Source organism: Rhodobacteraceae bacterium M385 (assembly GCA_025141835.1).
Lineage (GTDB): Bacteria > Pseudomonadota > Alphaproteobacteria > Rhodobacterales > Rhodobacteraceae > Gymnodinialimonas.
This window is the reverse complement of record CP081102.1, coordinates 2,808,839-2,824,293: the sequence shown is the minus strand read 5'-3', so window position 1 is coordinate 2,824,293 and position 15,455 is coordinate 2,808,839. Positions and strand designations below refer to the sequence as shown.

Here is a 15,455-nt window from a genome sequence, read left to right as displayed (position 1 = left end):
AGGTTAATCCTTTGACTTTGCGGCTTTAATGGCTTTGAGGCGGTCACGCAGCTTAACGGCAAGACCGGGTTTATTCACTTGTTTGGCGCGGCTAATAGCCAAGGCGCCGTTTGGAATGTCGTCGGTGATGGTGGAGCCGCTGGCGGTCATCGCCTCCACGCCCACGGACACAGGCGCAACCAGCATGGTATCCGAGCCAATAAACGCATCCGCGCCAATCGTGGTGCGGTGTTTCATGAAGCCATCGTAGTTGCAGGTCACTGTGCCCGCGCCGATATTTGCCCGCTCTCCCACGAAAGCATCTCCGATGTAGGAGAGGTGGTTAACCTTCGCGCCTTCAGAAATCTCTGCGGCTTTGACTTCTACGAAATTGCCGATCTTGGCGTTGTTGCCGATCTCCGCACCGGGGCGCAGGCGGGCATAGGGGCCGACAATTGCGCCGGCGCTGACGTGGCAGCCTTCCAGATGGGAAAACGCACGGATATGCGCGCCGGATTCCACTGTCACATCGGGGCCGAAGACCACATAGGGCTCGATCACCGCGTCGCGTCCGATATGGGTGTCGAGCGCGAAATGAACCGTGTCGGGGGCCTGCATCGTTACGCCCGCGTCGATCAACTCGGCCCGGCGTTGGGCCTGAAACTGCGCCTCGGCACGGGCCAGTTCAGCGCGTGAGTTGATGCCGATAGTCTCGGACGGGTCACAGGCAATGGCGGTGGCGGTCAGCCCGGCCTTGTTGGCCAGTTCTGGCACGTCCGTCAGGTAGTATTCGCCCGAGGCATTGTCGTTGGTGATCTGCTTTAGCAGGCCCATCAACGTGCCTGCCTCGGCACAGAGAACGCCGGAATTGCAGAAAGTAATGGCCCGCTCATCCGCGTCTGCGTCCTTATATTCCACGATTTTTTGCAAAGTGTCGCCGTCCATGACCAAGCGGCCATAGCGGCCCGGATCATCGGGGCGGAAGCCAAGCATCACAACGTCATGGGCGTTTCGCGCGATTCGCATGGCTTGCAAGGTTTCGGGCGTGAAGAACGGGCTGTCTCCGTAAAGGACCATCGCGTCACCGTTGAAACCTTCCAACGCCTCGGCGGCTTGCAATACGGCGTGGCCGGTGCCCAGTTGCGGCGACTGGCGCACGGTCACAGCCTCGGGTGCGATGTCTTGCAAAGCGGCCTCCACCTGATCCGCCCCGTGGCCGGTGATGACGATCAACCGCGCGGGCTCCAGCGCCATGCCAGCCGCGATGGTATGGGCCACCAAGGGCGCAGACCCCAGAGGGTGCAACGGCTTGGGCAGATCAGAGTTCATCCGCGTGCCAGCACCAGCGGCGAGCACGATCAGGGCAAGGGGGCGAGATGTGGCCTGCATGAAACGTCTTTCCTTTGCGTTTGCTGCCTATTAACCGTGCATTGACCTCGGGCATAGCCCCGTTACGTTCAATTTGACCGACAAGCTGTAATAGCTGTGGGCGGAATAATGCCGATAGGGCTTGGGGTTTTGATGCGAACAGTGGTTTTTGATCTGGATGGGACGTTGGCCGACACGGCGGGCGACCTGATTGCCTCGGCGAATGCGGCGCTTGCTGAACTGGGCCATCCGCCGCAACTGGTTATGGGCCAAGACGATGCCACGGCCTTTGCGGGCGGACGGGCGATGTTGCGATTGGCGGCGCAGCGCATGGGAATCGCAGAGGCCGAAGCCTTGGCCGACGCCGGATATCAGCCCCTTCTGGCTGCCTATGGGCGCGATATCGATGTACATACGACGCTATATGACGGCGCCATTGCAGCCGTAGACCGCTTGCGGGCAAGGGGCGATGCGACGGGGATCTGTACAAATAAACCTGAGGGGTTAGCCGTTGATCTGATCGCCCGCCTTGGCTTGACCGAGCGTTTCCCCGCCCTGATCGGAGCCGACACCTTGCCCACGCGCAAGCCCTCTGCGGCTCCGTTGAATGAGACGATCGCCCGCCTTGGGGGCGACACATCGCAAGCGGTACTGATCGGAGACACGATCACCGACCGTAAGACAGCGCAGGCGGCGGGTATCCCCTGCATCCTTGTGACGTTCGGGCCGACGGGCCGAGATGTAGAGGCGTTGAACCCGGAAGGGTTGTTGGATCATTACGACGATCTAGAGCGTGTGATCGACGAAGTTCTTGCCTGATCGCGGTGCGTTTGGCCCATTGACGCGGGCCGACGGGCGCTCAATCTTAGCGCCATGAGCAAAACGATTTTTTCCGGCAATTTCACCCAGCAGGAGCCGATCCCCGAAGCCGCGATTGATGCGGCGGTCGCGGTCATGCGCTCGGGTCGGCTGCATCGCTACAACACAGCCCCCGGCGACGACGGAGAGGTCGCTTACCTGGAGCAGGAGTTCGCAGAAGCGGTCGGAGCGAAATACTGCCTCGCCGTGGCCTCAGGCGGCTATGCCATGGGCGCGGCGCTGCGGGCCGTGGGTGTTGGGCCGGGCGACAAAGTGTTGACCAACGGCTTCACCTTGGCCCCCGTGCCGGGCGCAATTGCGGCTGTGAACGCGGTGCCAGTCTACGTTGAAGTGACCGAGGCTTTGGTCATCGACCTTGATGATTTGGCTGCGAAAGCAACGGCTTCTGGGGCGAAGGTGCTTCTGCTCAGCCACATGCGCGGACATCTGTGCGACATGGATCGTCTGATGGAGATTTGTGACGCCGCAGGTGTGATCGTGATCGAAGATTGCGCCCACACCATGGGCGGCGCTTGGCGCGGTGTGCCATCGGGCAGGCACGGGCTTTTCGGCTGCTATTCCACCCAGACCTACAAGCACCTCAACTCGGGCGAGGGGGGGCTCTTAATCAGTGACGACGCCGAAATGATGGCGAAAGCGATCATGTTATCAGGGTCTTACATGCTTTTTGAGCGTCACAAAGCGGCCCCACCTGCGGAGGCGTTTTCGCAGGTGAAATACGTGACCCCCAACGTGTCGGGCCGGATGGATAACCTGCGTGCCGCGATCCTTCGGCCGCAACTGGCAGATTTGTCGGCTCAGGTCGCGCGGTGGAACGCGCTCTACCGTACGGTGGAAGAGGGGCTGCGCAACACGCCCGGCCTGCAAGTGATTGAAAGGCCAGAAGAAGAGAGCATCGTAGGGTCCTCCATTCAGGTGCTGCTGCCGGGTATTTCGGCGTCGAAGATTGAGGCTGTTGTGGCGGGATGTTTGGCCCGCGGGGTAGAGCTGAAATGGTTCGGCGCACCGGAACCGGTGGCATTCACGTCAAGGTATGACAGTTGGCGATACGCGCCCGCGCAGTCCTTGCCCGAAACGGACCGGATCTTGGCTGGTCTGATGGATATGCGTTTGCCGCTGACCTTCTCGGTTGAGGATGCCGCGGTGATCGCGGAGATCATTCGGGATGAAGTGCTGACGGCCCGCGCCGACTGATCCGAGCCCACAAGCCCACAAAAAAGCCCGCGTCTTTCGATGCGGGCTTTGTCGTAAGTGATGTGGGTGCGCTTAGAAGTGCAGTGCAACCCCAAGACCGACAGCGTTGGCGTCGATCTGTTCGCCGGCAGAGCCGCCAGTGATCGTGCCCGCGTCTGGGGACATGTGGGTGGAGGTGTAATCGACCCGAACGGAAACTTGCTCGTTCAGCAGCATTTCCATGCCGATGCCATAAACAAGGCCGTCTGCCGATCCTGCCGACGAAACGCCAGCCGAGGCAGAGTAGTTCACGACTTGGTAGCCAAGGGAGCCATAAACCAGAGCGCTTCCGATGGCATAGCCACCGCGAACACGCGCGTTCATGACGTTGTCGAATTCAAAGTCATTGGCGCCAAGCGTCGTCTGGAAGGAGGCCGGGCCGCTAAATCCAAGCTCTGCCCCGACAACGAAGTTATCGCCGAATGCGTAGTTGTAACCGCCGTATGCACCGAAACCAGTGCCCTCCTGCAAAGGAGTCGTCGCAGTGGAGTTATCAAACTCGGGCGAGATGATGTTGGTCGCGAAACCTGCATAGAAACCAGTCCACTGGCTGGCGTCTTGTGCGGCGGCGCCGGACGCGGAAAACGCGGTGGCTAGGGCGATGGCTGACAATGTGAAGCGCATGGCGTGTCCTTTTACGACCTTCAATCGGTGGCGGTGCTCGATTCCACCGGTCTCTTCTTTATAACGGTAAGCCCCCTGACTGGAAAGGGAGGCCACCAGCCCCATCGGCCCAATTCGGCGTACATGTGGCACATTCATCCCAGTGTGCCCGCCACAGGTTGAGACACCGTTAACGCAGCCCCCTTAAACGAGGCGCGAGTTGTCCTTCGCGGCGCGCACGAAGTCCCGGAAAAGCGGGTGAGGGGCGAAGGGTTTGGACTTCAATTCCGGGTGGAATTGCACACCAATATACCACGGGTGATCCTTCACTTCGACGATCTCTGGCAGCGCGCCGTCTGGGGACATGCCAGAAAAGATCATCCCCTTTTCCTCCAGCGCCTCGCGGTATTTTGTATCGACCTCATAGCGGTGGCGGTGGCGCTCTTCGATCGCCGTCGTCCCGTAAGCCTCGGCCACGCGAGAGCCTTCGGTCAGCACCGCATCATAGGCCCCAAGACGCATGGTGCCGCCTTTGTCGTCACCCACTTTACGTTCAACCTTGTGGTTGCCCTGCACCCATTCTTTCAGGTGGTAAACCACTGGTGTAAAACGTTTCTTTCCGGCCTCGTGATCGAATTCTTCAGACCCGGCATCGTCCAGATCGGCCAAATTGCGCGCCGCCTCGATCACCGCCATTTGCATGCCAAGGCAAATCCCAAGGTATGGGATTTTCCGGGTGCGGGCGAATTCCGCGGCCTTGATTTTACCTTCAGTACCGCGCTCTCCGAAGCCGCCGGGGACGAGGATCGCGTGGTATCCATCGAGATGAGGCGCAACATCCTCGCGCTCAAATATCTCGGCATCGACCCATTCAACCCGGACCTTCACCCGGTTCGCCATGCCGCCGTGGGTCAGTGCCTCGGCGATTGACTTATAGGCGTCTTCCAACTGCGTATATTTACCGACAATTGCGACCTTAACTTCACCTTCAGGATTGTTGATCCGATCGGCCACGTCTTCCCAAATGCTGAGGTCTGGCTTGGGGGCGGGGCTGATGCCGAATGCGTCCAGAACGGCCTGATCCAGCCCCTCGCGGTGGTAGGCAAGCGGTGCGGTGTAGATGGACGACAGGTCCTGCGCGGCGATCACGGAATCAGGGCGAACGTTGCAGAACAACGCCAGCTTTTCACGCTCTTTCTCGGGAATCGGGCCCTCAGATCGGCACACCAAAATGTCCGGCGCGAGCCCGATAGAGCGCAATTCCTTGACCGAGTGCTGCGTCGGCTTTGTCTTCAACTCACCCGATGCCTTGATGAACGGGAGCAGCGTGAGATGCATAAAAATGCACTGACCACGTGCCTTGTCCTGGCTGAACTGGCGGATCGCTTCAAAGAAAGGCAGCCCTTCAATATCCCCGACAGTGCCGCCGATTTCGCACAACATGAAATCAACGTCATCCTCACCAATTGAGATGAAGTCTTTGATTTCATTGGTAACATGGGGGATCACCTGAATGGTTTTGCCCAGATAATCGCCGCGCCGCTCTTTTTCGAGAACGTTGGTGTAGATGCGCCCCGACGAGATCGAATCCGTCTTGCTGGCCGGAACACCGGTGAAACGTTCGTAGTGGCCGAGGTCGAGGTCCGTTTCCGCGCCGTCATCTGTCACAAAGACTTCGCCATGCTCAAACGGCGACATCGTTCCGGGGTCCACGTTCAGGTAAGGGTCCAGCTTGCGCAACCGCACCGAGAAGCCGCGCGCCTGCAACAAGGCGCCCAAAGCGGCCGAAGCCAATCCCTTGCCAAGCGAAGAGACCACACCCCCGGTGATGAAAATAAATCGCGCCATGCCTGTTTAGTCCCCCGTGCGGATGGCGCGGCCAATTTGCCTGCCCATCAAAGTTATTGTCACGGGATTTGAGAGTACCCGGATTCGGGGGGCGCGCACAAGCACGGACCCACGTTGCGACGCAATATCATGTGGAAAACCCCAACCCCCACGCGAAATCGAGTGGGGAGGAGGGGGGTGAATTTATTCGGAGACTGGCGGAAGGGCCGGGCCGTCTGTGCCAACAGGTGGCAGCATCGAGTCGATTGGCGGCAATGCGCTGTCTGCGTCACCCTCGACCGGGGGCAAACCGCCCAAACCGTCAAGCACCGACGATGTCGAAGAATTCTGCGCCGCGATGATCGTCAAGGTGATGGATGTCACCAGAAACGCAATGGCGAAGAACCATGTCAGCTTGCCCAGTGCAGTCGCTGCTTGGCGCCCTGTCATAACGCCGCCGCCACCGCCGCCACCGCCCATACCAAGGCCACCGCCTTCAGAGCGTTGCAACAACACGACACCGATCAGGCAGATTGCCAAGATCAAGTGAATGACGAGGATGACGTTTTCCATGTTCAGGCCTTATCCCAGCGACCAATTCTCTGGTCCGCGCCCCACATATGAGATGCGACAGGGGGCCGCAAGGGCGTCCCACACAGACAGAGGCATGATTCCTATTTTCTCGTTCACTTCTTAGCGTCCCACATGCAGCCATTCGACGCAATCAAACTCACATTGCCTGCATATTACTTAATGAATGATGAATCATTCCCGATATCTCGCCGGCCTGCGGCAAGGAAAACGGCCCTCAGATGCGGAATTCGGTTTCCTCCCCTTGCGCCGCCCGCTATGCCGCTTGCGGGTTTTGCAAACTACCTGAGGGGAAGCACATGGCCAATGTTGTAGTTGTCGGCGCTCAATGGGGTGACGAGGGCAAGGGCAAAATCGTTGACTGGCTCAGCGAACGCGCTGATGTCATTGCGCGGTTCCAAGGGGGCCACAACGCGGGCCATACGCTGGTTATTGACGGGAAAGTCTACAAACTGAACGCGCTGCCCTCGGGCGTTGTGCGCGGTGGCAAGCTTTCGGTGATCGGCAACGGTGTCGTCCTGGACCCTTGGCACCTGGTTAAGGAAATCGAAAGCATTCGCGCTCAAGGTGTGGAAATCACGCCAGAAACGTTGATGATCGCGGAAAACACGCCGCTGATCCTGCCTATTCACGGCGAACTGGACCGTGCCCGCGAAGAGGCGGCCTCTTCCGGCACCAAGATTGGGACAACGGGGCGGGGCATCGGCCCGGCCTATGAAGATAAAGTGGGCCGTCGCTCGGTCCGGGTGGCGGACCTTGCGGATCGTGCCACGCTGGAGGCGCGCGTTGACCGCGCCCTGCAACACCATAACCCGTTGCGCCGAGGTCTTGGCATCGAGGCGATCGACCGTGACGCGCTGATTGAAGCGCTTTCGGAAATTGCGCCGCAGATTTTGCAATACGCGGCACCGGTCTGGAAGGTATTGAACGAAAAGCGGAAATCCGGGAAGCGCATCCTGTTCGAAGGGGCCCAAGGCGCGCTTCTGGACATTGATTTCGGCACCTATCCCTTCGTGACATCCTCTAACGTAATCGCGGGGCAGGCCGCGACGGGCGTGGGACTTGGTCCCAACGCGATCGACTACGTCTTGGGCATTGTGAAGGCCTACACGACCCGCGTGGGCGAAGGTCCATTCCCGACGGAATTGGACGACGATGATGGCCAGCGCTTGGGTGAACGGGGCCATGAGTTTGGCACCGTCACAGGCCGCAAGCGTCGTTGCGGGTGGTTCGACGCCGCTTTGGTGCGCCAGACATGTGCCACATCGGGGGTCACAGGAATCTCGTTGACGAAATTGGACGTGCTAGATGGGTTTGAAACCCTGAAAATCTGTGTCGGCTATGAATTGGACGGAGAGCGGTTGGATTACCTGCCCACCGCCGCCGAACAACAGGCCCGTTGCACGCCAATCTACGAGGAAATGCCCGGTTGGTCTTCCAGCACCGAGGGCGCGCGTTCTTGGGCGGATTTGCCCGCCGAGGCCATCAAATACGTGCGCCGGGTGGAGGAATTGATCCAATGCCCCGTCGCGCTTTTGTCCACCTCGCCTGAGCGGGAGGATACGATCCTCGTGACCGATCCCTTCGCCGATTGACGCGATTCGCAAATGAGAGAGGGGTCGTTACGGCGCACTTTCTCGATCAAAGGAGGCCGATATGGCATTGAGCTACAAGGCAAGGAAGCGGTGGTCGCTTTTCATCCTTCTGGTCGGTCTGCCGGTCTACATTGCGGCGGTCTGGTACATCCTAAGCCTCTTGGAAGGCTGGAATATCTGGCTTCAGTTGATCATTTGTCTGGTGTTCAGCATGGCGTGGGCGTTCCCGTTGAAAGCGGTGTTCCTGGGAGTCGGCAAAGCGGACCCAGACGCGCCAGAGGAATAGGGCGCGCGCCACGGCGCGACACTGGTTAACGCAAAAAGGGCGCCCGTTTGGGGCGCCCTTGTTCGTAGAGACTTCCGGTGCGGATCAAAGACCGCGGTGCATCCGGTATTGGTTGCCGCCAAGGGCTTCGAGCACATTGTCCTCGGTCAGCTTATCAACGGCCGCGATGGCATCCCCGCGGGAGATCGAACCATCGGTTGCGATCCGAACCAGGCGCAGCAATTGCATGCGCTTGAATTCTGGCATCCCGGCTTCCTCGGTCAGGTATTCGGCACCCATTTCGATAACTTCTTCGATCTCGGTCGCGGTCGATTCTTCCAGCATTTCAGCGAAGCGGGCGAAGTGATCTACATCATCTTCGGCTGCGGGCGCTGCTGCGGGAGCGGTCTCAACCTCTTCGTTGATCTCACGGGCCAGCTGAGCTTCGAGGTCGGCGATCGGGTCGCCGCTTGCTTCATCGGCCGCGGGGGCTTCGGTGACGGTGTCAACAGCCGCGGGCGTCTCTGGGGCGGCTTCAACCGTTGGCTCCAGATCAGGCGCGATTTCATCTGCCACGTCTGCCTCAGCCGCAGCTTCAGCGGAGGTTTCTTCTTCCTCAACGGCGACCGGAGCAGGGCGATTCAGGCCTACGGCGATCTGCCCGGCGCGTTGCGCCAAATTGGCCAGCGATGCCGCCATCTTGCGCGGTGCCGTGCGGGCTTGTTCGATGGCTTCTACGTCGACGTTTTCAGCTTCGATTGTTTCAAACACGGGCGCTTCTACCTCTGCTGTTTCTACTTCGGGGGCTTCCAGTTCTGCGGCCTCCTCGGCGAGGGGGGTGTCCAGAATCAAGGGTGCGGCGTCTTCTGCGATTGCGGCGGAAGAGGTCGGGCGCAATGTCGTTGCGGTATCGACCGTTTCCGGGGCAACGCGGCGCGGCATGATAGTGGTCGTATCGCTGCCGGCCTGGCCCGCATCGGAGTCCACGCGCTGTTCAGACACCAGAACAAGCGGTGTAGGCCGCGAGTCTTCGGCGGCGCGACGGCGCGTCACATCTACGCGCACCCGGCGGGGGCGCATGACGCGGGCAAGATCATCGCGGTATTCTGCGGCAGAGTCCTGCACTCCGGCATAGTCGGCAGAGGATGCGCCTTCTGCGGCCAATTGCGTGTCTGCCACGCGGGCAGCAACGGCGGCCTTCAAATGCTCGATATTTGCGCGGCGACGGGTGGTTTCGTCGGTCGTCAGGCGGCCTTCGGTCGCTGTGAACAGACGTTCCATATCGCCTTCAGACTGAGGCACGATGGTATCGTTTTCGGCCTCTTGTTCTGCCTGCTCAACCATTTCGGCGTTATCAGCCAGCTCTGCGGTGTCGTCCAAGTCTTGCTCGGCGAAATCGTCGGTGTCGGCGACCAGAGCGGTGTCTTCGTCGTCGGTCTCGGCTTCCGCTTCCGTCGTGGCGACGTCGGAGTTGAACGCGGCAACCAGAGCGGCAACGGCGGTATCGTCGTCGGTTTCCATGACAGGTTCGGGCGCGGCGTTGTCGCCGCCCGCCGAGATCAGTTCGTCATCGGGTTGGACCGTTACGGGACGGTCGCCGTTTTCCGCCAGCGAGGCGCGGCGGATACGGGCCAGACGCGCGGCAACAGAGGCCCCGTCGAAGGCATCGTCTGTTTCCGGCTCGTCTGCAAAGATCGAATCGATGTCTTCATCGTCGATATCATCGGCGTCGGCGCTCAGGTCGCCAAGGTCCGTTTCCGTTTCATCATCGGCGTCGTCAGCCGCAGCCATCGCGCCACCTCCGGCGGCTAGGGCGGCAGCAACGGCGATCAGCGTGTCGGCACCGGCAACGCCGTCTTCTTCGGCGGCCTCTGGAAGTGCATCTTCGCCAGCCCGTGTTTCGACGTCATCTGCTGCTACTGCGTTCTCGGCCACATCGGCAGGGTCGTCGTCGGCGGCCATGAGCGCGGCGACACCAGCGATGGTGTCTTCGACGTCGGGCGTCTCGATCTCAGCAGTTTGTGCTTCTTCTTCTGCCTCAGCTTCAGGAGCGGTTTCTACGACCTCCTCCACCGCGTCTTCTTCAACGGTTTCTTCGGCCAGTTCTGCTGCTTGTTCTTCCGCGTCGGCCGCGTCTGCGACCAGAGGCGTGTCTTCCGCTTCCGGTGCGACGCTTTCAATCGCGTCTTCAATGTCCAAACCAGCATCTAGGCCGGCGCTCATGAAAGCGGGAGTGTCTTCTGCGGGTGCGCCTTCGGGGCGCATAATCATACCTGATTCCAGCACGCGCGCTTCAACCCGGCGCTCAATCGCGGCTTCGGTGATACGGTGCAGGGTGTCGGCGTCCGGGGTGGGGGGCTCGGCCCCGAAATAGCGGTCTTCCGCTGCGAGGTCGCGGAAATATTCCGCGATCGCTTTCATCGCCTCGAAAGGGCGGTCAAATCCCTCTAGGGTACAGGAAAACGTGCCGTAGGAGACCGTTAGGATCTTGTTTTCGTCACTCATTGCTCTGCCACTCTGCTCGTCCGGCCCACTTTGTTCGTCAAGATAGACACCGGAAATTCAACTTTCTCCGGGTCGACCCCGAAATTATCATCGCCTCAAAAGGTGTAACAAACTGTTTCCAGTAAAAAGCGACGCGAATTTGACCTTTCTGGGGAGATTGCCCCAGATCATGGCGTTATTGTGCCAAGCCCCAAAGGACTGACTCCGTATGTCATTGAAGTATCAAGATTATATTGCGCTTGTGGGCGGTGGTGACTTGGCCGCGGATGTGTTCAAGCTTGTGCAGGATCGCGCCGGAATTTTTGTGGCTGCCGATGGCGGCGCGGACGCGCTGCTGGGATTCGGCGTGATTCCCGATGCCGTCATCGGCGATATGGATTCGCTGTCCGAAGCGGGGAGGGCGGCGATTTCCGAAGATCGGATCTTCGAAGTATCCGAGCAGGATAGCACCGATTTCGACAAGGCCCTGCGCCTGGCTGATGCGCCTCTGGTCTATGCCTTGGGGTTCACTGGGGCGCGATTGGATCACGAGCTGGCGGCGCTTCACGTCTTGCTAAGATACGCCAATCGCCTTGTGGTGTTGCTCGGAGAAGAGGATGTGACGGTACATTTGCCCGCCCGCATCGCGTTGGACTTGCCGGTGGGCATGCGGGTTTCGCTATTCCCGATGAATGCTGTGACAGTGGGGATGACGGGGCTGCGATGGTCGTTCGAGGCGCTGGCACTGCACCCAATGCACAAAATTGGAACCTCCAATGAAGTGGGAGAGGACGGGGCGGGGGCACCGGTCGTTCTGACCAGTGACGCGCCGGGGGCGCTGCTGATCTTGCCGAAAGAGGCATTGGACGCGCTGGTGGCAGGACTGCGGGAGGCGGATTTGCACTCGCTACAAACGTAAGGGTCCGTTAAGACATGGGCCAACTGCTGCCCTTAAGAAAAGAGACCCGCCCATGACGGCCGAGCTTTCCCCCATTGATAAAGCCAAATACGTAGCCGCGCGTCGCGCGGTGGAATTTGTAGAAGACGGGATGCGCGTGGGTCTGGGAACCGGCTCGACCGCCGCATGGATGGTGCGCTGTCTGGGTGAATTGGTGCGCGAAGAAGGCATGATGATAACCGGGGTCGCGACGTCGACCCGGACGGCGGATCTGGCCCGAGAAGTGGGCGTGACAATCAAGACTTTGGATGAGGTGCGCTGGCTGGACCTGACGATCGACGGCACGGACGAGTATGATCCGAACCTCAACTTGATCAAAGGCGGCGGCGGTGCATTGTTACACGAGAAGGTCGTGGCGACGGCCAGCGACCAGATGATCGTTATCGCAGATCCCACCAAGCAAGTAGACACCTTGGGCGCGTTCCCCTTGCCGGTGGAGATCATCCCGTTTGGGTGGCAGACGACGAAGGCGTTGATCGAGGAAATGCTGTCTAATCTGGACGTTTTGGGGCGATCTGCCTCTTTGCGGCTGTCGGGAACGGAGCCATTCCGAAGCGATGAGGGGAACTTCATCCTCGACCTGCATTTGCGGCGCATCGCGCAGCCTGCGCAGTTGAGCCTCGTGCTCAATCAGATCCCGGGCGTGGTGGAGAATGGGCTTTTCCTTGATATCTGCGACGTTCTGGTGATCGGCAATGCCGACGGCACCGTAGAGGTGCGCGACATCAACAACGGCACGATCGAGCATGAGCGTGTGGATGTGATTGATACCGATAATCTGTTCGTCGATATCCGCGACTAAGCGGTTTGCCGCGTGAGGGGTGGGGAAGACCCTTGGCGGCTGTGCCTGGAGCATGGGTCAGATTGGGGGGCGCTGCCCCCCTGGCCCCCCCGGAGGTGTACGGCCAAGGTGAAATTGGGGTGTCCGGCTTCACGCAGGCGTGCGCGGGTGTGGCGGCCGCGCTACTGGTCTTGGGGCGAGGGCTGTGAAATACCTGCGTGCGACTTGTTTAGCCAAGAGGAACGCGCGCCATGTCGAAATTTGACTACGACCTGTTTGTGATCGGTGGCGGCTCGGGCGGCGTGAGGGCGGCGAGGGTCGCAGCGGCAGGCGGCGCGAAAGTGGCGCTGGCCGAGGAAAGCCGGTTGGGCGGCACCTGCGTTATTCGGGGCTGTGTGCCGAAGAAGCTGATGGTGTTTGCGTCGAGCTACCGCGAAGGATTTTCCGAGGCGAGGGCTTACGGCTGGGACGTAGAAGATGGCGCGTTTCAATGGCCTGTATTCCGAGGGCATTTGCATGAAGAATTGAACCGCTTGGAAGGGGTCTATGGAAAGTTGCTGGCCAATTCCGGAGTGGAAGTGTTCGATAGCCGTGCGACGGTTTCAGGCGCGCATTCTGTGCTTGTCGGGGGCGAAGAGAAGACGGCCAAGCACATCCTTGTCGCCACCGGAGGGCGCCCCACGCGGCCTGAAATGCCCAACGCGGATTTGGGCATCGTATCGGACGACCTGTTTGACCTTGAGGCGTTGCCCGAGCGGCTGTTGGTGATTGGCGGAGGCTACATCGCTTGTGAATTTGCCTGTATCATGGCCGGTTTGGGCGTGGAAGTGACGCAGTATTACAGGGGCGCGCAGATCCTGCGGGGCTTTGACGAGGAAGCCCGCGGTCTGATTTCCGAGATGATGATTGAGCAGGGCATTCATTTGCATCTGGGCACCAATATCCACGAGATGTCCGAGGATGGCGACAAGATCGCCGTGCGCTCTACCGCCGGCCATGAGGAGACCTTTGACAAGGTCTTGTTTGCGACGGGACGTGCGCCCAACACCGACGGGCTCGGTTTAGAAGAGGTCGGCGTTGAATTGGGCCGTAGCGGTCAGGTGGTTGTGGATGAGTATAGCCAGACGGCTGTCCCCTCTATCTATGCCATTGGCGATGTTACTAACCGGGTGAACCTGACGCCTGTGGCGATCCGTGAAGGCATGGCCTTTGTGGAAACGGTCTTTAATGGAAACCCTACGCCTGTGGATCACGAGTTGATCCCCTCGGCCGTGTTTACCATGCCGGAATATGGCTCCATCGGCCTGTCGGAGGAAGCGGCAAGGGAACAGGAGCCGATCGAGGTTTACTGCACGTCGTTCCGCCCGATGCAGACGGCGTTTGCGGGCAAGCCTTGGCGGGTGATGATGAAATTGGTGGTCAGCAAAGAGACCCGCAAGATCCTAGGCTGTCACATCGTGGCCCCCGCTGCCGGAGAGATGATCCAACTGGCCGGCATCGCCGTGAAAATGGGCGCCACAAAAGAGGATTTCGACAGGACGGTTGCAGTCCACCCCACGATGTCGGAAGAGATTGTGACGATGCGAGACCCAATCCGAACGTCTTAATCGACGCTTCGAAGCCGATTCTGCGGGTTTCTAGGTGCAATCCGAATTTTTCGCCCCATATTGGGCGGTAACAACGCGACCTTTGTGAGGGGTAAGAGACACATGGCGGGCAACAGCGGCGGACCTTGGGGTGGCGGCAGTAACAATGGTGGCAGTGGCGGCGGTGGCAATCGCGGCACTGGCTCTGGCGGGAATGGCAACGGCAATGGGCCTCGACGCCCCGGCGGCGGCGAGGGGCAGAACATCCCTGAACTCGACGACATCATGCGTAAGGGTCAAGAGCAGTTGCGCGTTCTGATGGGCGGCCGCGGTGGCGGCACGGGCAATGGGGGCGGCCAAGGTGGCGGCGATCCGGTCAGCCCACGTGTCTTGTGGATCGGCGGCATTGTGGTCGCGGCTTTGGCTTGGCTCTACGCGTCGTTCTACTCGGTTCAACCCGGTGAGCAGGGCGTGGAGCTGTTCCTCGGCTCTGAATACCGCATCACGGGCGACGGTCCTCATCTTGCGCCGTGGCCTTTGTTCACAGCGGAGGTGCTTGGTACCGAGCAGGAACGCACAGAAGCGATTGGCAACAACCGTTCCGGCGCGTCGGACACCGGCTTGATGCTGACCACGGACGAAAACATCGTCGACATCGACTTTGACGTGGTTTGGAACATCAACAACGCGGCTGACTACCTGTTCAACCTGCGCGACCCTGAGGCAACCATCCGCGCTGTGGCTGAATCCGCCATGCGCGAGATCATCGCCCAGTCCGAACTGGCCCCGATCCTGAACCGGGATCGTCAGTTGATCGGTGATCAGGCGCTTGCCCTGATCCAGACGACGATGGACAGCTACGAATCCGGCGTGAACATTATTCGTATCAACCTTGACCGGGCCGACCCTCCGGTTGAAGTGATCGACGCTTTCCGCGAGGTGCAAGCCGCCGAGCAGGAGCGCGATCGTCTGGAGCGCACGGCGGATGCCTATTCCAACCGCGTAACCGCCGGTGCACGTGGTGAAGCTGCGCAGGTGCTGGAAGAGGCCGAAGGTTACCGCGCCCGCGTGGTGAACGAAGCCTTGGGTGAAGCGAGCCGTTTCCTTGCCATTCTTCAGGAGTACGAAGTGGCGCCGGAAGTGACCCGCCGTCGCCTGTATCTGGAAACGCTGGAGCGTGTGCTTGGCGATACGGACTTGGTGATTATCGACAGCGAAACCGGCGGATCGGGCGTAGTGCCTTACCTGCCGCTGAACGAACTGCGGAGCCCATCGGGCAATTCTACAACAGGGGGCTCGAACTAAG

The 15,455-nt window shown here is 60.0% G+C and carries 13 protein-coding genes; 8 read left to right on the top strand and 5 right to left on the bottom strand.

Annotated features, from left to right (window positions below; genetic code table 11):
• Positions 1-3: 3 nt before the first annotated feature.
• Positions 4-1,368 carry a bifunctional UDP-N-acetylglucosamine diphosphorylase/glucosamine-1-phosphate N-acetyltransferase GlmU gene (gene glmU / locus K3728_13780; protein ID UWQ94762.1) on the bottom strand — a complete coding sequence of 455 codons (1,365 nt, stop codon included), beginning with the start codon at positions 1,366-1,368 and terminating at the stop codon, positions 4-6.
• Positions 1,369-1,500: 132 nt separating this feature from the next.
• Between glmU and K3728_13775 the strand changes: the two genes are divergently transcribed.
• Both K3728_13775 and K3728_13770 read left to right on the top strand, forming a co-directional pair.
• Complete coding sequence (locus K3728_13775) at positions 1,501-2,166, top strand: HAD hydrolase-like protein (GenBank protein ID UWQ97563.1); 666 nt, start codon at positions 1,501-1,503, stop codon at positions 2,164-2,166.
• A gap of 54 nt (positions 2,167-2,220) precedes the next feature.
• Positions 2,221-3,420 carry a DegT/DnrJ/EryC1/StrS family aminotransferase gene (locus K3728_13770; GenBank protein UWQ94761.1) on the top strand — a complete coding sequence of 400 codons (1,200 nt, stop codon included), beginning with the start codon at positions 2,221-2,223 and terminating at the stop codon, positions 3,418-3,420.
• A gap of 72 nt (positions 3,421-3,492) precedes the next feature.
• On the opposite strand, the gene K3728_13765 is transcribed toward K3728_13770, so the two are convergent.
• From K3728_13765 to secG, 3 genes are all read right to left on the bottom strand, one after another.
• Complete coding sequence (locus tag K3728_13765) at positions 3,493-4,083, bottom strand: porin family protein (protein ID UWQ94760.1); 591 nt, start codon at positions 4,081-4,083, stop codon at positions 3,493-3,495.
• Between the two features lie 183 nt (positions 4,084-4,266).
• Positions 4,267-5,910: a CTP synthase gene (locus tag K3728_13760; GenBank protein ID UWQ94759.1), complete on the bottom strand. Its 1,644-nt coding sequence runs from the start codon at positions 5,908-5,910 to the stop codon at positions 4,267-4,269.
• A 183-nt stretch (positions 5,911-6,093) separates the two neighbouring features.
• The gene (gene secG, locus K3728_13755) at positions 6,094-6,462 is read right to left on the bottom strand and encodes a preprotein translocase subunit SecG (GenBank protein UWQ94758.1); all 369 of its coding nucleotides are present in this window, start codon (positions 6,460-6,462) and stop codon (positions 6,094-6,096) included.
• A 317-nt stretch (positions 6,463-6,779) separates the two neighbouring features.
• Here secG and K3728_13750 point away from each other — a divergent pair, with 317 nt between their 5' ends.
• Both K3728_13750 and K3728_13745 read left to right on the top strand, forming a co-directional pair.
• Positions 6,780-8,075 carry an adenylosuccinate synthase gene (locus tag K3728_13750; GenBank protein UWQ94757.1) on the top strand — a complete coding sequence of 432 codons (1,296 nt, stop codon included), beginning with the start codon at positions 6,780-6,782 and terminating at the stop codon, positions 8,073-8,075.
• Between the two features lie 61 nt (positions 8,076-8,136).
• Positions 8,137-8,361 (top strand): DUF2842 domain-containing protein, encoded by a 225-nt coding sequence (locus tag K3728_13745; protein ID UWQ94756.1) that lies wholly within the window; start codon positions 8,137-8,139, stop codon positions 8,359-8,361.
• Between the two features lie 84 nt (positions 8,362-8,445).
• On the opposite strand, the gene K3728_13740 is transcribed toward K3728_13745, so the two are convergent.
• Complete coding sequence (locus K3728_13740; protein ID UWQ94755.1) at positions 8,446-10,845, bottom strand: hypothetical protein; 2,400 nt, start codon at positions 10,843-10,845, stop codon at positions 8,446-8,448.
• 208 nt (positions 10,846-11,053) lie between these two features.
• Here K3728_13740 and K3728_13735 point away from each other — a divergent pair, with 208 nt between their 5' ends.
• From K3728_13735 to hflK, 4 genes are all read left to right on the top strand, one after another.
• The gene (locus K3728_13735) at positions 11,054-11,743 is read left to right on the top strand and encodes a thiamine diphosphokinase (protein UWQ94754.1); all 690 of its coding nucleotides are present in this window, start codon (positions 11,054-11,056) and stop codon (positions 11,741-11,743) included.
• A gap of 52 nt (positions 11,744-11,795) precedes the next feature.
• On the top strand, positions 11,796-12,584 hold the full coding sequence (gene rpiA, locus K3728_13730) for a ribose-5-phosphate isomerase RpiA (GenBank protein UWQ94753.1): 789 nt from the start codon (positions 11,796-11,798) through the stop codon (positions 12,582-12,584).
• A 230-nt stretch (positions 12,585-12,814) separates the two neighbouring features.
• A complete protein-coding gene (gene gor, locus K3728_13725) occupies positions 12,815-14,170 on the top strand; it encodes a glutathione-disulfide reductase (GenBank protein UWQ94752.1) in 1,356 nt (451 codons plus the stop codon).
• A gap of 102 nt (positions 14,171-14,272) precedes the next feature.
• On the top strand, positions 14,273-15,454 hold the full coding sequence (gene hflK / locus K3728_13720; GenBank protein ID UWQ94751.1) for an FtsH protease activity modulator HflK: 1,182 nt from the start codon (positions 14,273-14,275) through the stop codon (positions 15,452-15,454).
• The last annotated feature ends 1 nt before the right edge of the window (position 15,455 follow it).